This window comes from Synechococcus sp. CS-603 (assembly GCF_977929215.1).
In genome coordinates this window covers 2,480,484-2,502,808 of record NZ_OZ376778.1, presented here as the reverse complement: position 1 = coordinate 2,502,808, position 22,325 = coordinate 2,480,484, and the positions used below count along the sequence as shown (strand labels likewise).

The following is a 22,325-nucleotide window of genomic DNA, read 5'->3' as shown; positions in this document are numbered from 1 at the left end:
ATGGCCTGCCCGTAGGCAAGCCAAGAGCGTCAAACCCAGCGGCTGAAACCCGTTTCAGTAGGTCTCGACGTGCCAGCGGTCAGCCTTCTTGAGCTGGGGACGGAGCACGCTCCAATCCAGCCCCTTGGCGGTGGCAGCGGCGGTCATGGCTTCGTCGATGCCTGGCTCCATGCCCCTGAGGCCACACATGTAGACGTGGGTCTTGGGATCCTCGATCAGATTGAAGATTTCCTCGCCGTGTTCGGCGACCCGGTCCTGGATGTACATCCGCCCACCGGAAGGATTTTTCTGCTCACGGCTGATCGCCTTGGTGTAGCGGAAGTGGTCAGGGAACTCGGTGAGATACGACTGGAGATCCTCTTCGTAGAGCAGGTTGGGGGTGGTGGGCACACCCATGATCAGCCAGGCCTTGCCGCGGAACTGATAGCCAGGATTCTTGGCACGTTCACCCGGATCGAACATGCGGCGCAGGTAGGCGCGCATCGGGGCGATGCCGGTGCCGGTGGCCAGCATGATCACATTGGCCTCCTCATCGGCAGGCAGCAGCATTTCCTTGCCCACTGGGCCAGTGATTTTCACCTTGCTGCCTGGCTCAATGTCGCAGAGGAAGCTGGAGCAGACCCCGTAGATGGTCTCGCCATCTTTTTCGTACTGGAGCTGGCGGACGCAGAGGGAAACCGTCTTGTCTTCCAGGCCGTCGCCATGGCGGGTGCTGGCGATTGAATAGAGCCGCAGTTTGTTGGGCTTGCCGTTGGCGTCTTCGCCGTCGGGAATGATGCCGATGCTCTGGCCTTCCACGTAGTGGAGATTGCCTTCGGAGAGGTCGAAGGTGATGTGGTTCACCCGGCCGATCGCCCCTTCGGCCACCAAGGGATAGTTGCCCAGCACGGTGCCGAGGTAGGGGGCCTTCGGCTTGTAGAGGTTGACGGGTGGTGCCTCGTGCGCGCTGGTGGTGGTCACGGTTGGAGAGGGGGTGGTGGGAACTGGGGCGGAGGCTTCAGCCTCGGGGGAGTCCCCGATCGGCGTGACCGAAAGAAGGCGAGCCCCCTGCTGGTTGATCAGACGGAGGGTGGCTTGCATCTGGCTGAAGCAGACGCTGAGGCGTCGCTCGGCGGTTCGTTGACTTGGACCGCCCAGTCCCTGAACCACAAGGGTGAACATGCGGGAATCGCTCTGGCCAAGCGCTGCTGTCGAGGTGCGCATTCAGCCACCGTTCCTGAAAATGCGCCCAAATCATAGGCAAGCCTGATCAGGCAGGCAATTCCAGGCCTTGCCCACCAGCGCCCAGATCGGCAGGGTTAGGTTTGGGTTCTGACATCGGGGTGTAGCGGCCCTCACCTCCCAACCCCCCGAGTTCGGCGTTTCTCTCTTGGCGCAACTTTCGGCCTTCGGTATTGCCCCCCAGCCTCGACTGGATCCGAACCAGCCGGCCTGTGATCTCGACACGATTCAGCAGGACATGGAGCGCTTGCCCCAGGGTGTGCGCCGCCTCGCCGTGCAGCTGCGCCTGGATCTGCAGCATGCCCTGGTCTGGGACGTCATCACCGATTACGAAAACCTCAGCCGCTTCATCCCCAACCTCGCCACCTCCCGCCTGCTCTGGCGCCGCGGCGCCCGGGTGGGCTTGGAGCAGGTCGGTTGCCAGGAGTTCTGCGGTCTGCGCTTCAAGGCTCGCGTTGAGCTCGAGTTGACCGAAAAGCCCGAGGAAGGCCTGCTTCACTTCGCGATGACCCAGGGTGATTTCCGGCGCTTCGAGGGGGCCTGGCGGGTGAGCGGTGATCGCCTGGGCTCCAGGCTTCTCTACGAACTGACGGTTCAGGGGCGCCAGGGCATGCCGATCGGCCTGATCGAGCAGCGACTGCGTGAGGATCTGGCCGCCAATCTGCGGGCCGTGCAGCGGGAGGCCCAACGTCGGGCCAGCCAAGGCCTGCCGCAGCAGTTCTGAGCCTGAACGAGGCCTCTGAATCAGGTTTGATCGCGAACGCAGGGTCAGCCGTTGTTCGCTGCAACTAGCAGCGCTTGATCATCAGAGCCCGTAAGCACTGATTAACCCTTTCTAACTGCGAGTTTGTTTTCGCACAAAATAAGAGCCAAAGAAGAGGAAAAACCTCGAAAACTAACCATTTAAATCAGAAATAGCTAACCAGCATAGCTGGATGGTTGCGCAATCGCTGTGAACAGCGAATCGCCGTTAATAGCCAATGGTTGTCAATCGAAAAGTCAGCAAAAACGCTTCGACCTCTTCGATTGAATACCCCCAAGGGGATTCGAACCCCTGTCGCCTCCGTGAAAGGGAGGTGTCCTAGGCCTCTAGACGATGGGGGCAAGGCCACGGGGCACAGCGTTTAAGCCAGGCGGGCCGTGGTTGGAAACTACGGTTTGGAGTGGCCCTTCGTCAAGGCGGACTCTGGGCCAGGGCGTGCTGGCCTTTCCAGGTCGGGACGGTGAAGTGAAAGCAGGCTCCCTCGCCTGGCTCCGAGACCACCCAACTGCGACCGCCGTGGGCCTCGGTGATTCGCCGGCACACCGACAGACCCACCCCGAATCCCGATGTGGTGGCAGAGGTCTGGGGGAGGCGGACGCGGTCGAGGAAAATCCGTTCCTGTTCTTCCCTCGGGATTCCAGGGCCGGTGTCGCAGATTGACACCTGAACCCACTGGCTGGTCCGGTGCAGGATTCTCAGCGTCACCTGCCCCCCTTCAGGGGTGAATTTCAGGGCGTTTTCGAGCAGGTTCAGCAGGACCTGGCGCATGCGCCGTTGGTCGGCGAAGACATCAGGCAGGTCGGCGGGAACATCGGCCAGGAGTGTCAAGTCCCGGCCCACCCAGAGTTTTTCGAGCTCCAGCAGGGCTTCCGCTGCCACTGAGCCGAGATCCAGGCGCTGGGGATTGAACAGGGCTTCCCATCGGGTCGTGCCCTCCTCCAGCAGGTCCTTGGAGAGATGCTCGATGTCGTCGAGCCGGCGGTTCAGCACGTCCTTGCAGCGGCTGTTGTCGATCTGTCCAAGCTGCAAGCTCTGCAGGGCCAGTTTCGCGGCGGTCAGGGGCGTGCGCAGTTCATGGGCGACCATCCGCAGCCGCCGTTCTTGCACCCCGAGCCGATTAATCAGTGTTTCATTCTCCTGGCGCAGCACCAGCAGCTGGTCTTCGAGCTGGAGTTCCCGCTGGCTGCGGCTGCCATCGTTCTCGACCGGGCGCAGGCTCATTCCCAGGCCGCTCACCATCTCCAGCTGCTGCCAACGGGGCAACCAGCCCTTGAGTTGCTCGAGGATGGTGTTGCCGGCGAACACCTGACGAGGCGCTGGGTGGAGCTTGACCACGGCGGGGGTGGCCACCAGGCGATAGAGCTCCAGCAACTCGGGGCGTTTGGCTGGATCGGCGATCTGAAGATTCAGCTCGAAGCCATAGTCATGACTCTCCAGAAATTGGAGAACCCCGCGCAGGCCCGGCGAGCTCAGGTGCTGGGAGGTCGCGACAATCAGCAGCGTCAGGGCTTGACGGGTTGCAGGAGCTGCTTCCTGATCCAGGGTGATGGGGACCATGTCCCCTGAGCCGGGCACCAGTCACAGAACCAAAACTTGGATCCAGCCTATGGCTTATTGGGGCAAGTCCTGGGTCCAGTCCAAGGTCAGCCACTCCATGGGCTGCACTCCTGGTGGATTGATGTCCCGCTGATCATGGTTCAGCATGGGGGTTGATGATCACTCTTGCTTTGCGACTTCCCTCTCGTTGGAGCAGCCGTCTGTTGGCGGCCTCCCTGATGATTGTCCCCCTGACGCTGCTGGTTCCCGAGGCCCAGGCCGCGCCGGCCACCGAAGCGGAGATGTCGCTTTACACCAGGATTGCGGCTGTCAACGTCTGCATTTCACGCAGCGCCAAGGTTGAATTCGATACAGCGGTGGGCATCGCCGGCGAAACCATCGCCCAGGTGATTCAGGGGCTGCATGGGGGCTTGATCCAGCAGGTGGGCACCAAGGCACTCACGATCGAGGAGATCCGGCGTGGGTCCACCAATTCCGCAGTGATCGGAGCCGTCGAGATTTGCCCCAAGGAGGTCCCTGCCGATGTGGTCAAGCGGGTGCAGGACGCGATCAAGCAACAGGGTGCTGGCGGAGCCCGGCCTCCAGCTCCGTAAGTGGCGGTTGCATTCAGACGTAGCTGGAGGCCTTCTCAGTTGCACTTTGATCGGGGACTGGGGCTTTGCTGATGGCATCCCTTCGGGGATCTCCACCGCCTCACACGCCATGGTCTTCACGCTCTCGCTTCGCTCTCAGGCACCGGCCGCCTTGGCCGCCGCTGTTCTTGGTCTGGTGCTGGCTGTTCCTGCCGAAGCCCTCGCCGGCTCGAGGTCTTGGCAGAATCAGGCCCCCGTCTCTCTGGCGAGGAACTTCCCGGCCCCCTTCCAGGATTACCCCAGCCAACGCATCAACTCGGCCCCCTATCAGCAGGGCCCAAGCAGCTGGCAGGACGCCCAGAATCTTCAGCAACGCTGCTCGATCGGCCGCTTAGTCGGCGGTGTTCTCGGCGGCGGCCTCGGTTACGCCGCTTCGCGCCAGGACGGTCGCACCTGGGCCGTGCCTCTTGGGGCCCTGCTGGGTTCCCAGGTGGGCTGCAATGCCGGCCAGGGCCGCGACCCCCTGCCCTGGTGAGGGCCGAACGGGGCGCCAGGATCAAGGAAGCGTTGCTTTCCAGACCCGATGAGCCTGGCTCCCCACTGCGTGACCCGGCTGGCCGACTACCAGCCGTTTCCCTATCGCCTCGATCGCACGGACCTGACCGTGCGCCTGTTCTCGGACCAGGCCCTGGTGGAGGCGGCCCTGGCCTTTGCCCCAGCCATCCAGGCCCCGTCACCATCGCCGCCGCTGGAACTGCGCGGCGTGGACCTCGAACTGCTGGAACTGGCCATCGATGGCGAAACCCTGCCGCCGGCGGCCTACCAGCGCCAGGACGACCGGCTGGTGATCCTGGCGCCACCGCCAGGGCCCTTCCTGCTCACCAGCTTGGTGCGCATCCGGCCCCAGACCAACACCACCCTTGAAGGGCTCTACGCCAGCGGCGGACTGTTCACGACCCAGTGCGAAGCCGAGGGGTTCCGGCGGATCAGTTTTCATCCTGATCGTCCTGATCTGCTCAGCCGTTTTCGCGTGCGCCTGGAGGCCGACTGCAGCGACTGCCCGGTGCTGCTCTCCAACGGCAACGGTGTGGAGCAGGGGGAGTTGGAGGGGAATCGGCACTATGCGATCTGGGACGACCCCTTCCCCAAACCCTCTTACCTGTTTGCCCTGGTGGCCGGCCGGCTGGAGGAGGTGCGCGAGACCTTCACCACAGCCTCGGGGCGCAGCGTGCAACTCCGCCTCCACGTGGAGCCCGGCGATGCCCCCTTCACCGCCCACGCCATGGCCTCACTGCAACGGGCGATGGCCTGGGATGAGCGCGTGTATGGGCTGGAGTACGACCTCGATGAATTCAACATCGTGGCCGTGCGCCATTTCAACATGGGCGCGATGGAGAACAAGAGCCTCAACATCTTCAACTCCAAGCTGGTTCTTGCCGATGCGGTCACCGCAACGGACGGCGAACTCGAGCGCATCGAGAGTGTGATTGCCCACGAGTATTTCCATAACTGGACCGGCAATCGCATCACCTGCCGCGACTGGTTCCAGCTCTCCTTGAAAGAGGGTCTTACGGTGTTCAGGGATCAATCCTTCACTGCTGATCTCCATTCCGCTGCTGTCAAGCGCATCGAGGATGTCTCGATGCTGCGCAACACCCAGTTCCGTGAAGATGCCGGTCCAACGGCCCATCCGGTACAGCCTGACCAATACCAGGCGATTGACAACTTCTACACCACGACGATCTATGAAAAGGGCTCGGAGCTGATCCGCATGCTCCACACCCTGCTGGGACACCGCTTGTTCATGGCTGGCATGGCGCTGTATGTGCAGCGTCATGACGGCACCGCCGCCACCTGCGAAGACTTTGTTGCGGCCATGGAAGAGGCCGCCACCGCTGGGGCAGAGAACGGAGAATCGCAATCCGTTCGCTTTGATTTTCAGCGCTTCCGCCGCTGGTATCACCAGGCCGGTACCCCGGTGCTACGGATCGAGCGGCGCTGGGATGGGGCCGGCGGCGTGCTGGAACTCAAGGTGCGCCAGCACACCCTGCCCACCCCGGGGCAGCCGCAGAAGCAACCGCTCGTGATTCCTTTGGCCCTGGGCCTGCTGGGCGCTGGCGGCGAAGAGCTTCCCCTGGGCGCCCAAGGCCTGCTGGTGATCGATCAGGCCGAGCAGATCTTTCGTTTCGCCGATCTGCCCAGCTCCAGCGAGCCGCCGGCCTTGTCGCTGTTGCGGGGGTTTTCAGCGCCGGTGCGGCTGGAGATCGAGCGGCAACGCCCTGAGTTACTGTTGCTCTTCTCTGCCGATTCCGATCCCTTCGCCCGCTGGGATGCCGGTCAGACCCTGCTGCGTCAGGCGGTGCTCAGCCGCGCCGACGGTGAGGCAGACAGCGCCCTGGAATCGGGCCTGATCGCTGCTTTTGAGCGAATCTTGAATGAAGACGACCTGGGCGATGCCAGCCGCAGTTGCCTGATGGCCCTGCCGGGGATGGCCGAGCTTGAACAGGCCATGGACACGCCGGATCCACCGCTGCTCCTGGCGGCCCAGCTGGCCCTGCAGCGGCGCTTCGGTGAAGCCCTCGCCGCCCCGCTTGGCTCGGCCCTTGAGCGTTGCCGCCAGCACTGGGATCAGCCCTGGCCGGCCGGCAATGGCGAGCGGATGCTCACCGCCACCGCCTGGACCTGGCTGGCCGCCGCCGGGGATCGTGGCGTGATGGCGGCGGCGGCGGCCGCGGTGGATGGCCCATCGATGACCCTTGCCCGGGCGGGCTTGCGGGCCCTGCAGCCCTGGGATGGGCCGGAGCGCAGCGCGGCGATGGCCGCCTTCTACGCGCGTTGGCAGGAGAAGCCGGTGATCCTCGACGCCTGGTTCGCCCTTGAGGCCAGCGCTCCTTTCGGCGATGGCCTTGAGCGGGTGCGTGGGCTGCTGGCCCACCCGCGTTTCGATGCGGCTGCTCCCAACTCCATCCGTGCCGTGCTGGGCGGACTGGCCGGCAACCCGCCGGTGTTCCACGCCATTGGAGGTGAGGGCTATCGCTTCATGGCCGATCAGATTGCCGACCTGGATCGCCGCAATCCGATCACGGCCTCGCGCATGGCCAAAATCTTCAGCCGTTGGCAGAGCTACGGCCCCCTTCGCGGCGAACGGATGCGCGAAGCCGCCGCCCGGCTCTCGGCCGCCGAACTCTCAGCGAACACCCGCGAGGTGGTGGATCAGTGCCTCGGCAGCGAAGGGCGCCAATCCTGATCTTGCCGATCCTGATCTCGTAAATCCTGATCTAGGGGAAGGCGCTGGAGTGCAGCTTGCGGAAGCCGGCTTTGCGGGCGGCCGCACCTTCGGGGCCGGCATGGACCCCCCACAGGCCTTCCCAATAGAAGTAGATCACTCCCATTCCTTTGCCGGCCGCCAGCTTCACCTTCTGGTTCAGGGCGGGCATCGGCGTGGTGCGCTTGCCGAAGCCGGCCAGGATGCCGATCTGGACCGGCATGCCCCAGCGGCGGGCCTTGACTAAGGCCGATTGGTCGAGGTCTTTGGCGAACCCATTCACCGAATAGGCGTAGTTCTGAACCACCAGTTCATCCACCAGGTTGCCCAGGGCCCAGATCTCCCAGTCCTGCAGCCAGTGGTTATAGGAGAAGCGGAAGGGCCCGGGCGAAAGGCTGACCACAGAGCCGCTGTGGGAGCGCTTCATCTCACGGCGCAGTTCCCGCAGCAGGCCTGTGAGCTGCTGGCGGCGCCAGGTCATCCATTCTCTGTTGTTGTAATCACTCGGCGGTTCACGGCCGGTGTCTTTGCGGAACAGGGCGCTGGTGTAGGCGTCGTAGCCGAGTTCCACCGGCCAGGCGAAGTGGTCATCGAGCTGGATGCCATCCACGTTGCATCGCTGCACGATTTCGCCGATCAGGCCGATGAACCGGGCCCGCACCCCAGGGTGGGCGGGGTTCAACCAGACCCGCAGATCCTTGAGCGGCGAGGTTTTGAGGTTGGCCCCATGCATGGCGTACAGGGTGCTGCCGTCGCTGCGGCGCAGCAGCCATTCCGGGTGACGGCGCACCACCTCGGCATCGGCCGGCTCCATCAGGCCATATTCGAACCAGGGGATCACCTTCATGCCCCGGCGATGGGCCGCGCTGGTGAGGTGACAGATCGGGTCTAACGAGGCATCGGCCTTGAGCAAGGCCGGCTCCATCGGTGCAAAGCGGCTGCGGTGGAACGTCGCTCCCCGGCTCCAGACATTCGGATAGAGGGTGTTGATCCCGGTGGCGGCCAGTTCGTCGACGGCCTTCTCCAGCCGGCGGCGGTCGTAGTAGAGGGGGCTGGGGCTGTTGGTGAGCCAGACGCCCACCCGGGGGCTGGCCGCCAGGGCCGGCAGGGCGCCAATGCCCTGTAATCCTGCGGTGAGCAGGGTGGTGAGCAGGGCCGGCAGGGCGCCCTTGAGTCGAACCCTCAGGGGCATGGCCATCGGCATGGGCTCCGCCTTTGGGGCGGGGTTCTCGGGCTCTGCGGGAAGGATCGGAGCGATGGTGAAAGCTGTGGCACCAGGGCGGAGAGTATCGGCTCGGACCAGCCCCTGCCAGTGGTGGTGGCCACCAAAGTTCCGGCCTTGGCCTTAGCGGAACATCGAGCTCACCGAGCTCTCCTCATGGATGCGCCAGATCGCTTCACCCAGCATCTTGGCCACCGACAAGACCTGGAGCTGGGGGAAGCTGCACTCGGGGGCAATCGGGATGCTGTTGGTGACCAACACTTCTTCGAACAGGCCCGGTTCGGAGAGACGCTGAATGGCCGGCGGTGAAAACACGGGGTGGGTGGCGCAGGCCAGCACCCTGTGGGCCCCCCGTTCCCGCAACAACTGGCCCCCCTGGGCGATCGTGCCGCCGGTGTCGATCATGTCGTCGATCAAAATTGCGGTTTTGCCAGCCACATCACCGATCACGGTCAGGCTCTCGGCCACGTTGTGACCGGAGCGTCGTTTGTCGATGATCGCCAGTGGCGCATCGTGCATGCGCTTGGCGAAGGCCCGGGCTCTGGCGACGCCACCGACATCAGGGGAGACCACCACCACCTCACCGAGATCACGGGCGGAGAGATAATCCACCAGCACCGGTGATCCGTAGATGTGATCACAGGGAATATCGAAATAGCCCTGGATCTGGGAGGAATGCAGGTCCATGGCCAGCACCCGGTCCACCCCCGAGGTCACCAGCAGATTGGCCACCAATTTGGCGGTGATCGATTCGCGGCCAGCGGTTTTGCGGTCGGCGCGGGCATAGCCGTAATAGGGGATCACGGCGGTGATCTGGCGGGCGGAGGCGCGGCGGCAGGCGTCCACCATGATCAGCAGCTCCATCAGGTGATCGTTCACCGGAGCGCAGGTGGGCTGGATCAGGAAGACATCACAACCGCGAATCGATTCCTGGATCTGGATATAAAGTTCGCCATCGGCGAAGCGTTTGATCACCCTCGGGCCATCCGGAACTCCCAGGTAGGCGCCGATTTCCTGGGCCAATCCTGGATTGGATGTTCCACTGAACAGCCTCAGCCGCCTGGTGTCGTGGGCTGTCGCGCCCTGCTTCACCTGCTCAGCGGTCAAGAAACTGCTCACGGCGGCGGCGATGACGCATGGCTTAGTCCCGATGGTAGAAGCCTGTCGCCGTTAGAACTGCAAAAAATGGCAAAGACAGGGGCCGTAACAGTCCAGCCTGGGCCAATCCGCACCGAGCAACGCCTGATGCTGGTCGGTGCTGGCTGTGACGCCGCGACCACCCTGAAGGCGGCCAGCCGCCTGGCGGACCTGCTGGCCTTGCCGCTGGCCGGCTGGCCCGCCCAGGCTCAGGCCACAGCCACGGCTCGCCTGGCCTCCTTGGCTGAGCGCCATGGCCCCTGGCTGGCGCCGTTGCCGCTGGATCCGGGGCAGTGGATCGAGCCGGATGGCCGCTGGGCCGATTCCCTGGGTTCATGGCGGCAACCCACGCTGCTTCTGATCACCGCAGCCGCTGCCGGCGGTGGCATCCCGGCGGCCTACAGCGCGCTTCTCCATGCCTGCGGGGTGCCCCTGGTGGGCCTGATTCAGTGGGGCGGCCCCTGGGAGGGGCCAATGCGCCGCCGCGAAGGTCTGGCCTGGCTTGGCATGGCTGGAGAGGAGAACCCTGCTTCCGGCTCCGACCAAGACGCCGAGGAGCTGGCCTTGGCCGCAGCCCTGCAGCTGGGCTGGCAGCGCTTGGCGCTGGCTTGAATCAGCCCTTGGGCCAGAGCGGCACGGCCGCACTCTTCTGGAGCTGCCGCAAGGGTTGGTCGGCCTTGCTGGGCCGCGCCAGTGGCAGTTGGTCAAAGCGGATCTGTTTGGGATTGGCCGTTGCCGCACTGAGCAGGCTGAGGGCTTCACCGGTGGAGAGGTTGGTGTCGACCTGCGGAGCCAGTTGGGTCAGCAGCTCTGGCAGCCGAGATCCCTGTTCAGGGCGGGACAGCTGTTGGAAGAGGCCTTCAAGCACCAGCTGCTGGCGGATCCGGCGACCCTGTTCGCCCAGGGATGGTTCCAGGAAGCGAACCATCTGCTCCACCTGATTGCCCCTGAAATTCTGCAGGCCGGCCTGCAGATCCACCTCGAAATTCTGGGTCTTGTCGGTGGAGCGCAACGGTTGCTCCAGATTCATCTCCACGCCGCCCAGCCCATCAACCAGGCTGCGCAGGGCGGCCCGGGGCACCACCACATAGCGCTGGGGTTGACCGGATTCCAGCCCCAGCAGGGCTGCCACGGAGCTGCTGGCCAGGGCTGGCCCGCCCTCTCGATACAACGAACCGAGCGACTGCGGGGGCTTCTCGCCTGGTAGCTGAACGGCCAGGTCGGCGGGAAGGATCAGCAGCCGCAGGGCCCCGGCGGGATCCACCCGTGCCAGCAGCAAGGCGTCGCTGTTGGCGGGCCCTGAAGGGGCGGCGCCATTCCTGGCCTGCCCGAGCAGATCGGCGTCGCTGCCGATCAACAGCACCGTGATCGGGCGAGTGGGCGGAGGGCTCAGCCTGGCGCGCTCTCCTGCCTGGTGGGCGCCGGTTCGCTCAGGATCGGCTTGGGCCCAAACCAGATTGAGCGCGCCGATGCCGCCTGCCAGGCCCAGAGTCGCTGTGGCCAGGACCAGTAGATACGTGCGCCTCGGCGCCTTGCGAGCTCGGTTCCCAAGCTCTTGACCTGCCTTGCTCAGGCTGGAGCTGATTGTGCTTCTCTGGCCGCCGGCCATGGGCGTCGGTTCCCTGGATCGATTTGTCCCACTCTCGCCCAGCCCGTGCAGGCCAGCCCGAACGACCGATAGGTTGTGAGCTCCTATGCCGCTCAACGGCAGGATTTGACTTTGACGACAGCCTCTCTCCCCCCCCACGAACGGGCCAGGCCATTGGCCAAGGGGAGCCCCAAGCCAGCCAAGGATCTCTGCAGTGACTGCGGCCTTTGCGACAGCCGCTGGGTGGCGTATGTCCGTAACGCCTGTGCCTTCCTCAACCAGCAGTTCGAGCGTCTCGAGGAGAAAGCCCATGGCCGCAGCCGTGACCTCAACAACGAAGACGAGCTGTATTTCGGGGTTCACCAGCGCATGGTCAGCGCCAGGCTGGGTCCACCGATCGCCGGTGCCCAGTGGACAGGCATCGTCAGCCGGATCGGGGTGCGGGCGCTGGAAAGCGGGCTGGTGGATGCGGTGCTCTGCGTGCAGCAGAGCCCGGACGATCGCTTCACGCCGGTGCCGGTGCTGGCCCGCACCCCGGAAGAGGTTCTGGCGGCACGGGTGAACAAGCCCACCCTCTCCCCCAACCTTGAGGTGCTGGAGCAACTGCCGGGAAGCGGCATTCGCAGGCTGCTGGCGATCGGCGTGGGCTGCCAGATCCAGGCCCTGCGAGCCGTCCAGGACACCCTCCCACTCGAGCAGCTCTACGTGCTCGGCATGCCCTGTGTTGACAATGTCAGCCGCGCTGGCCTGCAGACCTTTCTGGAGAGCGCCAGCAGCTCGCCGGCCACCGTGGTGCACTACGAGTTCATGCAGGACTTCCGCATTCATTTCCGCCATAGCGATGGCCGCCAGGAAACGGTGCCGTTCTTCGGCCTCGACACGCCCCATCTCAAGGATGTTTTCGCGCCCAGTTGCCTGAGCTGTTTCGATTACGTCAATGCCGGAGCCGATCTGGTCGTGGGGTACATGGGTGCCACTTTCGGCCGCCAATGGCTGGTGGTACGCAACCCGCTCGGCCAGCTGCTGCTGGATCTGGTCGAGCCTGAACTGGAGCTTGCGCCGGTGACCAGCAGCGGTGATCGGCGCGCCGCCGTGCAACAGGGCATCGGCGCCTATGACAAGGCGGTGAAGCTGCCCGGCTGGCTGGCTGAGGTGGTGGGCTGGCTGGTGCAGCGGGTGGGTCCCAAAGGTCTGGAATACGGTCGCTTCTCGATCGACTCCCATTTCACCCGCAACGCGCTTTGGGTGCGCCGCAACCACCCGGAGAAGGCGGATCAGCACATCCCGGCCTTCGCCAAGAAAATCATCAGCCGCTACCGCCTTCCCAGCGCGTGAGCAAGACAGCATCTGGGAAGGCCGCATCCCTGCGGGAACGATCCGAGAAGCAGGTGGCGACGCGTCGTTGCGGCGTCCTGCTCCATCCCACCGCCTTGCCCGGCACGTCTGGCAGTGGCAGTTTCGGGGCGGCGGCCCTGGAATGGCTGGAGTTGCTGGCCGAGCAGGGCATCGGGGCCTGGCAGTTGCTGCCCCTGGCCCCCACCGATGGCACCGGCTCTCCCTACAGCTCTCCCAGTGGCTTCGCCCTCAACCCCTGGTTGCTTGATGGCTCGGAGTTGGTGGCTGGGGGGTTCCTGGCTGCTGACGATCTGAAGGAACTGCCGGCCAGCCGCGACGACCAGCTGGACCTCAACGCCTGCCCGCTGAGGGCTGCGGCCTTCGGGCGGTTGTTGCTGCGGCGCTGGAGCGGCCAACCGGCCGAGCAGCTCCGTGCCTTCCAAAACTGGAGCGACCAGCAGGCCGGCTGGCTGCAGGATCATTGTCGCTTCATGGTGCTGCGCGATCGCCATGGCCAGCAGCCCTGGTGGCTCTGGCCAAAACCCCTGGCCCGCCATGGGCGCTCCGCTTTGCGGCAGCTCGATCGGCAGGAGGCTGACGCCTTGCTTCAAGAAGCGCTGCTGCAATGGCACCTGCAACGCCAGTGGCAACGACTCGCTGACCATGCCGGCGCTTTGGGCGTGCAACTGATCGGCGATCTGCCCTTCTACGTGGCCCATGACAGTGCCGATGTCTGGGCGAATCGTCAGCTGTTTTCGCTGCGTTCTGATGGCTCGCTGTTCAGCCAAAGCGGTGTTCCACCCGACTACTTCTCCGACAGCGGCCAGCTCTGGGGCACGCCGGTGTATCGCTGGTGGCGGCATCGGCTGGGCGGCTTTCGCTGGTGGAGACGGCGCCTGGCGCGCCAACTCCAGCTCTTTGATCTGCTGCGCCTCGACCATTTCCGCGCCCTTGAGGCCTACTGGGACGTGCCCGGCGACGCGACCACGGCCCAGGCGGGCCGGTGGAGACGTTCTCCTGGCCATGCCCTGTTGGGCAGCCTGCTGGGGCCTGGCGATGGACCCCTGCGCCTGATCGCCGAAGACCTGGGCGTGATCACGCCGGAGGTGGAGGCGTTGCGCGATCGCTTTGCCCTGCCAGGCATGAAGATCCTCCAGTTCGCCTTCGACGGCAACGCCGACAACTCCTATCTCCCTGCCAACTATCGGGGTGATCGCTGGGTGGTTTATACCGGCACCCACGACAACGCCACCTGCCTGAGCTGGTGGCAGGACCTCAGCGAGGACCGGCGTCACCAGGTCGGCGAGTTGATCGGCCAGCACATCGACGCGCCCGGCTGGCAGTTGCTGGAACTGGCGCTGGGCTCTTCCGCCGAACTGGCCATTGTTCCCCTCCAGGATTTGCTCCACCTCGATGACCGCGCCCGCTTCAACACGCCTGGCACCAGCACGGGCAACTGGTGTTGGCGGCTGGAGCAGCCCATCGATGCGCTGCGCGGACCCTTGCAGGGTCTCGGCGAACTGGCCCGTCGCTACGGCCGTGAGCCCGCAGCCGGGGACGGAACCGCTGTTTCAGCTGCCGGGGGAATGCGGAAGCGGCCCGGCTGAGTCGCCTCGGCCTTAACTGCCTGACCATCCCAGAACACGGCCGGTCGGCTGGGAGCGGGGTTGAGCTGCAGCTGGATCGGCGGCTGCATCTGCAGCACCAGTTCGCCTCGGGCCGCCTGCAATTGCGTGCGCTCGCCGCTTTCACTGCTCAGGTCGATCCTGGTCGGTTCGGCCAGCTGCAGCCGCAGCACCCCCGCCGATGGCATGGCGTTGCCGCTCTCCAACCCCCGCAGCCGTTGCATCGCCACGCCCCGTTCGGCCAGCCGCAGCGGCCGCAGTTCCGGATAGGCCTTGAGCAGCTCGTCATTGGCATCAGCCGGGCCGTCCTGCATGGCCAGCGGCAGGGGCGACACCGGCCGCAGGGTCAGTTGGTTGGCCGCCGCAAGCCGTTGTTGCTGGATGTTCAGCCCGTAGAGAAGACCGAGACTGATCAGGGCATAGAGCACCGACCCCTGCCAGGTGGTGAAGACATCGATGGAGCCCGGCGTGAATCGGGAGAGGAAGGGCTGCCGGCTGGAATCCCAGCCGTCGTGGACTGGAGGCGCTTGTTGCGGCAGGGCGTTCGCCATGGAACCTGCCGGCATGGCCAGGTGCTGTTCCAGCAGGGGCAGCATCGTGCGCAGGTAAGCCGTTTCCGGCAGTCGCTCCCGCCAACCCCGCTCCAGAGCCTCCAGCACCGGCGTGCTGATCCGGGTCTCGTTGGCCAATTGGCGCAGGCTCAGGCCCCGCGCTTCCCGATGCCGCCGCAGCATCAGACCCACCGTCAGCAAGGGATCGGCTGGGGGTTCTGCCGCCGCCGCCGCCACCGGCTGAGCCCGCCGCAGCCAGCGCCCAAGGGGGCCAGGGAATGAGTAAACGAACCAGGAGGGGGCCATGGAAGCGGATGGGAAGGCGAGGGTCAGCCGTGATCCAGCCATTCTTGGCCGGAAAGGTGCCGCCAACGGCCTTCGGGCAGATCTCCCAGTGTCAGGGCCCCGATCGCCACTCGCTGCAGGTCCAGGACTGGAAAACCCAACAGGGCCGCCGTGCGCCGAATCTGGCGGTTGCGACCTTCGCGCATCCGCAGCTCCAGCCAGGTGTGGTCGCTGCTGTTGCCGGGGTTGTTCAAGACACGAACCGCGACGGGTCGCGACGGCTGGCCATCAATGGGGACCCCTTGGCGCCAACGATCCAGGCAGGCCCGGTCCGGATGGCCACGCAGGCAGAGGTGGTAGGTCTTGCTGTGGGAATAACGGGGATGGCTGAGCTGGAGTGTGAGCGCTCCGTCATTGGTGAGCAGCAGGGCGCCGCGGCTGTGGGCATCAAGCCGCCCGATCGGGTGGAGTCCGGTCTGCTCTGTCAGTTCCCTGGGCAGCAGGTCCAGAACGGTTGTGCGGCCTTCGGGGTCATGGCAGCTGGACAACACCCCGGCGGGCTTGTTGAGCAGAACGGTGAGGCTGCCAGCCGGATTGGGCAGCGGTTGGTTGTCGACTTCGACGCGATCGAGGCGGGAATCGGCCCGATCGCCTAGCTGGGCCACAACGCCGTTGACCCGGACCCGCCCCTCGCGCATCAGCTGCTCGGCATGTCGTCTGGAGCAGAGTCCGGCGCCGGCCAGCAGCTTCTGAATCCGTTCCCGTTCCGCTGCCATCGCTGTTGCCCGGATTGCTTGCGCCAGGAGAGCCAGTCTGCCGGAGCCAGGAGCAGCGGCAGTGGAGGCAGCAGGGGAAGCGCTGCAGAGCATTGCGTGCGGAGATGGTAAATTACGAAATACAAGGGTTTCCTAACTCGCGTACCGGCCCGATGCCTTCTTCTTCCATGGCCGCAGCCGATTCCTCCACGGCGATCATTCCCAGCGCCGACCTGGTGCGCTCCTACCTGCGCGACATCGGCCGGGTGCCGCTGCTCAGCCATGAGCAGGAGATCACCCTCGGCCGCCAGGTTCAAGATCTGATACGCCTTGAAGAGGTGGAGATTGAGCTGAAGATGCGTGCCGGAGGCCAGGCCCCCAGCCAGGCGCAGTGGGCCCAGGCCCTGGGCCTGAGCCAGCCCGTGCTCAAGCGCAAGCTGGCCTGCGGGCGCCGCGCCAAGGAGCGGATGGTGGCCGCCAACCTGCGCCTGGTGGTGAGCGTGGCGAAGAAATACACCAAGCGGAACATGGAGCTGCTCGACCTGATCCAGGAGGGCACGATCGGTCTGGTGCGCGGCGTTGAGAAGTTCGACCCCACCCGTGGCTACAAGTTCTCCACTTACGCCTACTGGTGGATTCGCCAGGGGATCACCCGGGCGATTGCCGAGAAGAGCCGCACGATCCGGCTGCCGATCCACATCACCGAAACGCTCAACAAGCTCAAGAAAGGTCAGCGTGAGCTGAGCCAGGAACTGGGGCGTACCCCGAGCCTGAGCGAGCTGGCGGTGGCGGTGGAGCTGCCGGAAGAGGAAGTGAAGGACCTTCTCTGCCGGGCGCGGCAACCGGTAAGCCTGGAAACCAAGGTGGGCGACGGCGAGGATACCGAGCTGCTCGACCTGCTGCAGGGCGATGGCACCCTGCCCGAGGAAAACGTCGATAACGAGTGCCTGCGCGGAGACATGCGGGCGCTGCTGGAGCAACTGCCGGAGCTGCAGCGCGATGTGCTGAAGATGCGCTATGGCATGGACGTCGCAGAGCCGATGAGCCTCACCTCAATCGCCCGGGAGCTGGGCATGAGCCGCGACAAGACCCGTAACCTGGAGCGCCGCGCCCTCGAAGGCCTCCGCTCCCAGTCCCGTCGCCTGGAGGGCTATCTGGTGGCCTGATCGCCTCAGAAAAACTGGTCGAAGTTGTCGAAGTCCACGGCCTTGAAACTGCCGTCCTGCACCTGGCCCATCAGACGCTCCAGCTGGATCCAGAGGCCACCGGCGGTGAGCAACGACAGCAGGAAGGCCACCAGAAGGGCGGTGCCGCCACCGAAGCCAAACACCTGCAAGCTGCCGCCAATGAACAGGCTGACGCCAAGGATGATTCCGGTGTAGGAGGCCACCGTTTCGGCCGTGCCCAGGGGCAGCAGCGCCAGGCGATCCTGTTTCCAGCCATCCAGCCGGTTCTGCACCAGCTTGGAAAAGGTGAGGCCGCAGAGCAGGCTGATCACCAGGCCCACGCCGGCGAGGAAAAAAGGCGGTTGGCCGATCGGCACGTACTGCAGCAGCATCTCATGGGCGTCGAGATCAGTGAAGCCCCCACCGGAGGCGAGCGCGGTGGCTTCGCTCAGATCGATCGGCTCGGAGATCACGGCGAAAGCAGGCATGGGGTCGGATAGCGACCCTAGCGATCCAGTGCCGTTGTCCCTGCTGCTCAGGCTGCGGGGGCCAGGGGGTTAAGCCGTTGCAGCACTCCGCCCGCCAGCTTGAGCGGGGAAAACGTGCGACGCAACAGATCGAGCAGCGCTTTGAGATCGTCGGTGTGCAGGCGGTTGTCGCGCACCAGCATCAGCAGCAGCCGTTGGCGCAGGCTGTCGCCACGGGGACCGAGCAGCAGGCGCAGCCCGGCTCCGACCACCGGCAGCAGGTCGGCGTTGGCCTCATCCTGTTCGACCACGGCCAGGAGGCTTTCGAGCCGCTGCAGTTGCAGGCGCCCCTGGTTGTCGAAGAGCACCTCCAGCAGCTTTTCGCGCAGCTCGGCGGTGTCCCCTGCCAGCAGCCGGCGGGCCACGTAGGGATAGGCCACCCGGATGATTCGGAAGCTGGGATCAAGCCGCAGAGCCAGGCCCTCCTGGCTGACCACGGCCCGGATGATCAGGGCAAAGCGCGCCGGTACCCGGAAGGGGTAATCGAACATCAACTCGGAGAAACGATCGGTGATCGCCTTGAAGTTGAACGAACCGACGTTTTCACCCAGCTGGCCGCCGAGCACCGTTTCCAGGGCCGGCACGATCGGGGTGAGGTCGGCGTTGCGGCGCAGAAAGCCGAGGGTCTGAAAATCGCCGGCCAGGGCAAGGAAATCCCGGTTGATCAGATGAACGACCGCCGCCGTAAGGGTGAGGCGATCGGCATCGTTGATCGAATCCATCATGCCGAAATCGACGTAGGCCACATGGCCCATCGGACCGGTTTTGCCAGGCAGGGCGAAGAGGTTGCCGGGGTGGGGGTCGGCGTGGAAATAGCCGAATTCCAGCAGCTGCTGCATCCCCGCCATCACGCCGGTGCGGATCAGGGCTTCGGGCTCAAGGTGATGGGACTCCAGTTCGTGGCGATCCTGCAGCTTGATGCCATGGATCCAGCTGGTGGTGAGTACCCGGCGACTGGAGAGCAGCCGCTCCACCTTTGGCACCGTGACGGCTGGGTTGGTGGCGAACAGGGCCGCAAAGCGTTCGGCATTGTCAGCTTCGCGGCGGTAGTCAATCTCCTCAAAAAGGCTTCGCCCGAACTCATCGATGATGTCGCCGAGGCCCACCCCCAGGTTCAGGGGCAGGAATGGCGCGCTGAGCACCGCGAGCAGCCGGATCAACACCAGATCCCGGCGCAGCAGATAGGCCAGGTTCGGACGCAGCACCTTGACGGCCACCCAGTGTCCGCCTGTCAGCTCCGCTTTGTAGACCTGGCCGAGGCTGGCCGCTGCAATCGGATAGGCGGGGAAATGCTCGAAGAGCTGGTCGGCCGGTGCGCCGAGCTCCTCCTCAATGACCGCCAGGGCGATCGCATGGGGGAAGGGCGGGAGGTTGTCCTGGAGCTGGCTGAGCTGCTCGAGCCAGGCGCGCTGCACCAGGTCGGGGCGGGTGGAGAGGGCCTGGCCCAGCTTGATGAAGCAGGGCCCCAGGTCGGTGAGGGTGGTGAGGATGCGTTTCCCCACCTGTTGCTGAACCTTGGCGTCTTGGCTGGTTCCCTGAACCGCCAGCACCACGGCCAGGCCCAGCAATTGCCAGAGCACCACCACCAGCCGGGCGATCAGAATCCAGGGCCGCAACAGCAGCCAACGACGGTCGGCCCGGGGGTCGTAGGAGAAAATCGGGTCCCGATCGGTCGTGAACGGGGGTGCCAAGGGGGCCGGAGCGCGGGTGACGATGGCAGGAGCTCCTGAACGGGCAGGCTCAACAGAACAAACTCTAAGGAGACTTCGGCGGTGACCATGCGCCTGCTGCAGGCCCTTCTTGGCCCGGGCCCCACCCTGCCGCTGCATTTGCCGGCCCATGGGCGTGGCCGGGGGTTGGCACCGGGTCTCCGCCGGCTGCTGGCCGCTTCGCCGGCCCGCTGGGATCTACCCGAACTGTCCTCGATCGGCGGACCCCTGGAGGCCGAGGGGGCGGTGGCGCTGGCCCAGGCCGATGCCGCTGGCCTCTGCGGCGCTGACCATTGCTGGTTCGGTGTGAATGGCTCCAGCGGCCTGCTTCAGGCGGCCCTGCTGGCCCTGGCCCCCCCCGGCAGCCGGGTGTTGCTGCCCCGCAACCTTCACCGCAGCCTGTTGCACGGCTGCGTTCTTGCCCAGCTCCGGCCGGTGCTGTTCGACCTGCCTTTCGATCCCGCCACCGGTTTGTGGCAACCACCGACGCCGGCCTGGCTGGAGCGGGTGCTGGAGCAGGCCGGTTCACTAGCGGCCGTCGTGCTTGTCCATCCCACCTATCAGGGGTTGGCCGGAGACCTGGCGGGTTGCATCGCCCTGGCCCACCGCCGGAGCTTGCCGGTGCTGGTCGATGAGGCCCACGGGGCCCATTTCGGCGCTGCGGGGTTGCCAGCGAAGCTGTTGCCGGTCCCGGCCTTGGCGGCAGGGGCGGACGTGGTTGTGCAGTCGTTGCACAAGGCCGCCGGCGGTCTGGGCCAGAGCGCGGTGGTGCTGCTGCAGGGGCAACGGGTCGAGCCCGAAGCGCTGTGGCGTGGCTTGCTCTGGCTGCAGACCTCCAGCCCCAGTGCCCTGTTGCTCGCCTCCGTGGAGGCGGCCCTCTGCCAGCTTCACAGTCCGCGCGGCGCGCTTCAGTTGCAGCGCGCCCTTGGCATCGCAGCGCGGTTGCGCGAACGGCTGGAGACAGCTGGCCTGCCGGTCGTCGCCAATCAGGATCCGCTCCGTCTGGTGCTGAACACGGCCGCCTTGGGCGTCAACGGCCTGGTGGCCGACGACTGGTTGAGCGAGCGTGGGGTGATCGCCGAGCTGCCCGAACCTGGCTGTCTCACCTTCTGTCTGGGGCAGGTGCCACCGCCGCTGTTGAGTCGGCGCTTGCCCCGTCAGCTCAGCCGGTTGGCTGCGTGCCTGGGCGGTGTGCCGCTGCCGGCCTTTCTGCCGCTGCCGTTGCCGCTGGTGGCCGAGCCGGAGCTGCCCGTTGGCCTGGCCTGGCGTTCTGACAGCGAGGCCGTACCCCTGGCCCAAGCAGTGGGCCGGCTGGCGGCCGAACCCCTGTGTCCCTATCCGCCGGGCATTCCCCTGCTCATCCCCGGAGAGCGGATCGATCAGGGGCGGGCTGAGTGGCTCCAGGAGCAGCGACGGCTCTGGCCGGGTCAGATCGCTGATAGCGTGAAGGTTGTGGTCTGAAGGGCGCTGGCCATGGGCGCTGGAGGCCTGGCGAATCGATTCGGATCCTCACCCGGTTCAAGTGGTGCTGCAGGTGCTGGCTCTGGAGCTTGCTTTGCCTGGGATTTTGTGACCCCAGGCCTGCCTGATGCCGCCTTCGAGGACGCCCCGGGCTTCAGTCCCACTCCCATGGAGTTGCGGGTGATGCTGCTGGCGCATCTGCGTCCCCGGGCCGACTCAGTGGTCTGGGATGTGGGCGGCGGCACCGGAGCCCTGGCCCTGGAGATCGCACGGTTGATGCCTGCCGGCACGGTTCACACCCTGGAGCGGGACCCTGAGGCGATCGACTTGCTGCAGCGCAACCGTCGGCGCTTTGCGATCGAGAATCTCCATATTCAGGCAGGCCAGGCCCCCGACGACCTCCATCTGCTGCCCCCCCATCCGGATCGGGTGCTGCTGGAAGTGGGGCGCCCGCTTTCGGCCGTGCTCCATGTTGTCTGGCGCGCCCTTCAGCCTGGCGGCCGGCTCGTGATCAGTACGGCCAACCTTGAGGGGCTGGTGGATGCCACCGACACGCTGGGTCAGCTTGAGGCGCTGGATGTGCAGGTGGTTCAGGCCACGGTCCATCGCATGCAGCGTCGCGGCAGCCAGGCCAGGTTGGCGGCTGCTGAGCCCCTGTTTCTGATCGCGGCCGAGCGTCACGGGTGAAGCAGGCCCGTCGTTCTCCCACCTCGCTGTCCCGGGTGGTCAGCGGTCTTGCCGCCGGGGGCTTCGGCCTGGTGGTGGTGGGCCTGGGCGGCTGGTGGTTTGCCCTGGCGGTGGGCGTGATCGTGCACCTGGCCTTGCTGGAGTTCTTCCGCCTAGCCCAGTTCAAAGGCATCCGCCCTGCGACCAAAACCACCCTGGTGGTTTGCCAGTTGCTGCTGATCGCCACCCAGTGGGGCAGCGGTGGTGGCATGGCCGCCGACCTGGCCGCTGCGGTCGTGCCGGTGTCAGGGGCGGCGATCTGTGCCTGGTTACTGCTGCAGCCCGTCACCGGCACCATCGCCGATATTGCCGCCTCAATCTTCGGGCTGTTCTATCTGGGCTTTCTTCCCAGCCATTGGTTGCGGCTGCGTGACCTCAGCGACGGCTTGCTGGCCCCCCGACTGGCAGAGCTCGGCGGGCCGGCCAGCTCAGGCATGGCACTCACCCTGCTGGCCTGCCTGCTGGTGGTCGCCACTGACATCGGCTCCTATGTGATTGGCCGCCGTCTCGGCCGCCATCCCCTCTCGCCGATTTCGCCCGGGAAGACGATTGAGGGCGCCATCGGTGGGCTGGCCTGGAGTGTGCTGGTCGGTGGCGTCGGTGGCGTGCTGCTGGGCTGGCCCTGGGGCTGGGCGATCGGCGGCCTGCTCGGCGCTCTGGTCTCGGTGTTCGCCTTGGTGGGTGATCTGACCGAATCGATGATGAAGCGGGATGCCGGGGTGAAGGATTCCGGAGACGCCATTCCTGGCCATGGCGGCATCCTTGATCGCATCGACAGCTATCTGTTCACTCCGGCGGTGGTGTTCTACTTCGTGACCCTGGTGTTGCCCCTGGTCAGCTGAGTTCAGATCAGTTCAGCT

The 22,325-nt window shown here is 65.5% G+C and carries 20 protein-coding genes and 1 tRNA gene; 11 read left to right on the top strand and 10 right to left on the bottom strand.

The genetic code is table 11. From position 1 onward, the window contains the following. Positions 1-54: 54 nt before the first annotated feature. Positions 55-1,203, bottom strand: coding sequence for a ferredoxin-NADP reductase (locus tag ACXMDM_RS13200; protein WP_499569781.1), 1,149 nt, complete (start codon positions 1,201-1,203; stop codon positions 55-57). A 166-nt stretch (positions 1,204-1,369) separates the two neighbouring features. Here ACXMDM_RS13200 and ACXMDM_RS13195 point away from each other — a divergent pair, with 166 nt between their 5' ends. Continuing rightward, a complete protein-coding gene (locus tag ACXMDM_RS13195) occupies positions 1,370-1,945 on the top strand; it encodes an SRPBCC family protein (protein WP_370454078.1) in 576 nt (191 codons plus the stop codon). Between the two features lie 307 nt (positions 1,946-2,252). Here ACXMDM_RS13195 and ACXMDM_RS13190 read toward each other — a convergent pair. Together ACXMDM_RS13190 and ACXMDM_RS13185 are read right to left on the bottom strand one after the other, a co-directional pair. Continuing rightward, positions 2,253-2,325 (bottom strand) — tRNA-Glu (locus ACXMDM_RS13190). Between the two features lie 70 nt (positions 2,326-2,395). Continuing rightward, the gene (locus ACXMDM_RS13185; protein ID WP_071799934.1) at positions 2,396-3,541 is read right to left on the bottom strand and encodes a histidine kinase; all 1,146 of its coding nucleotides are present in this window, start codon (positions 3,539-3,541) and stop codon (positions 2,396-2,398) included. Positions 3,542-3,711: 170 nt separating this feature from the next. On the opposite strand from ACXMDM_RS13185, the gene ACXMDM_RS13180 reads away from it, so the two are divergent. From ACXMDM_RS13180 to pepN, 3 genes are read left to right on the top strand one after another with little or no spacing between them, the layout of a single operon-like run. Further along, a complete protein-coding gene (locus ACXMDM_RS13180; protein WP_499569779.1) occupies positions 3,712-4,134 on the top strand; it encodes a DUF8650 domain-containing protein in 423 nt (140 codons plus the stop codon). A gap of 46 nt (positions 4,135-4,180) precedes the next feature. Continuing rightward, positions 4,181-4,648: a glycine zipper 2TM domain-containing protein gene (locus ACXMDM_RS13175; protein ID WP_071799932.1), complete on the top strand. Its 468-nt coding sequence runs from the start codon at positions 4,181-4,183 to the stop codon at positions 4,646-4,648. A gap of 48 nt (positions 4,649-4,696) precedes the next feature. After that, positions 4,697-7,360, top strand: a complete 2,664-nt coding sequence (pepN, locus tag ACXMDM_RS13170; RefSeq protein WP_259723199.1) for an aminopeptidase N — start codon at positions 4,697-4,699, stop codon at positions 7,358-7,360. A 31-nt stretch (positions 7,361-7,391) separates the two neighbouring features. Here pepN and ACXMDM_RS13165 read toward each other — a convergent pair whose 3' ends face one another. Both ACXMDM_RS13165 and ACXMDM_RS13160 read right to left on the bottom strand, forming a co-directional pair. Next, positions 7,392-8,570 (bottom strand): glycoside hydrolase family 10-like protein, encoded by a 1,179-nt coding sequence (locus ACXMDM_RS13165; RefSeq protein WP_259723200.1) that lies wholly within the window; start codon positions 8,568-8,570, stop codon positions 7,392-7,394. Between the two features lie 153 nt (positions 8,571-8,723). Further along, positions 8,724-9,719 (bottom strand): ribose-phosphate pyrophosphokinase, encoded by a 996-nt coding sequence (locus ACXMDM_RS13160; protein WP_071799930.1) that lies wholly within the window; start codon positions 9,717-9,719, stop codon positions 8,724-8,726. 126 nt (positions 9,720-9,845) lie between these two features. Between ACXMDM_RS13160 and ACXMDM_RS13155 the strand changes: the two genes are divergently transcribed. Next, a complete protein-coding gene (locus ACXMDM_RS13155) occupies positions 9,846-10,349 on the top strand; it encodes a hypothetical protein (protein WP_499569775.1) in 504 nt (167 codons plus the stop codon). A 1-nt stretch (position 10,350) separates the two neighbouring features. Here ACXMDM_RS13155 and ACXMDM_RS13150 read toward each other — a convergent pair whose 3' ends face one another. Continuing rightward, on the bottom strand, positions 10,351-11,346 hold the full coding sequence (locus tag ACXMDM_RS13150; RefSeq protein WP_083544351.1) for an LCP family protein: 996 nt from the start codon (positions 11,344-11,346) through the stop codon (positions 10,351-10,353). A 111-nt stretch (positions 11,347-11,457) separates the two neighbouring features. Between ACXMDM_RS13150 and ACXMDM_RS13145 the strand changes: the two genes are divergently transcribed. Together ACXMDM_RS13145 and malQ are read left to right on the top strand one after the other, a co-directional pair. Beyond that, a complete protein-coding gene (locus ACXMDM_RS13145; RefSeq protein ID WP_162922833.1) occupies positions 11,458-12,660 on the top strand; it encodes a Coenzyme F420 hydrogenase/dehydrogenase, beta subunit C-terminal domain in 1,203 nt (400 codons plus the stop codon). Positions 12,661-12,713: 53 nt separating this feature from the next. Then, on the top strand, positions 12,714-14,267 hold the full coding sequence (gene malQ, locus ACXMDM_RS13140) for a 4-alpha-glucanotransferase (protein WP_259723202.1): 1,554 nt from the start codon (positions 12,714-12,716) through the stop codon (positions 14,265-14,267). Here the strand turns inward: malQ and ACXMDM_RS13135 are convergent. Both ACXMDM_RS13135 and ACXMDM_RS13130 read right to left on the bottom strand, forming a co-directional pair. Beyond that, positions 14,192-15,142, bottom strand: coding sequence for a helix-turn-helix domain-containing protein (locus tag ACXMDM_RS13135; RefSeq protein ID WP_259723203.1), 951 nt, complete (start codon positions 15,140-15,142; stop codon positions 14,192-14,194). The two genes, malQ and ACXMDM_RS13135, sit on opposite strands and share 76 nt — an antisense overlap. 23 nt (positions 15,143-15,165) lie before the next feature. Then, positions 15,166-15,897, bottom strand: coding sequence for a pseudouridine synthase (locus ACXMDM_RS13130; protein WP_259723204.1), 732 nt, complete (start codon positions 15,895-15,897; stop codon positions 15,166-15,168). A gap of 152 nt (positions 15,898-16,049) precedes the next feature. Here ACXMDM_RS13130 and ACXMDM_RS13125 point away from each other — a divergent pair, with 152 nt between their 5' ends. After that, complete coding sequence (locus ACXMDM_RS13125; protein ID WP_259723205.1) at positions 16,050-17,042, top strand: RpoD/SigA family RNA polymerase sigma factor; 993 nt, start codon at positions 16,050-16,052, stop codon at positions 17,040-17,042. 5 nt (positions 17,043-17,047) lie between these two features. On the opposite strand, the gene ACXMDM_RS13120 is transcribed toward ACXMDM_RS13125, so the two are convergent. Further along, complete coding sequence (locus ACXMDM_RS13120; protein ID WP_259723206.1) at positions 17,048-17,530, bottom strand: hypothetical protein; 483 nt, start codon at positions 17,528-17,530, stop codon at positions 17,048-17,050. A gap of 47 nt (positions 17,531-17,577) precedes the next feature. After that, entirely contained in the window at positions 17,578-19,260 is a 1,683-nt protein-coding gene (locus ACXMDM_RS13115; protein WP_499569771.1) for an ABC1 kinase family protein, read from the bottom strand. Between the two features lie 87 nt (positions 19,261-19,347). On the opposite strand from ACXMDM_RS13115, the gene ACXMDM_RS13110 reads away from it, so the two are divergent. The 3 genes from ACXMDM_RS13110 to ACXMDM_RS13100 all read left to right on the top strand — a co-directional run bounded on the left by ACXMDM_RS13110 (position 19,348) and on the right by ACXMDM_RS13100 (position 22,307). Beyond that, complete coding sequence (locus ACXMDM_RS13110; RefSeq protein ID WP_259723218.1) at positions 19,348-20,739, top strand: aminotransferase class I/II-fold pyridoxal phosphate-dependent enzyme; 1,392 nt, start codon at positions 19,348-19,350, stop codon at positions 20,737-20,739. A 108-nt stretch (positions 20,740-20,847) separates the two neighbouring features. Beyond that, entirely contained in the window at positions 20,848-21,426 is a 579-nt protein-coding gene (gene cbiT, locus ACXMDM_RS13105) for a precorrin-6Y C5,15-methyltransferase subunit CbiT (protein ID WP_071799923.1), read from the top strand. A gap of 26 nt (positions 21,427-21,452) precedes the next feature. Then, a complete protein-coding gene (locus tag ACXMDM_RS13100) occupies positions 21,453-22,307 on the top strand; it encodes a phosphatidate cytidylyltransferase (RefSeq protein WP_071801880.1) in 855 nt (284 codons plus the stop codon). Positions 22,308-22,325: the final 18 nt, after the last annotated feature.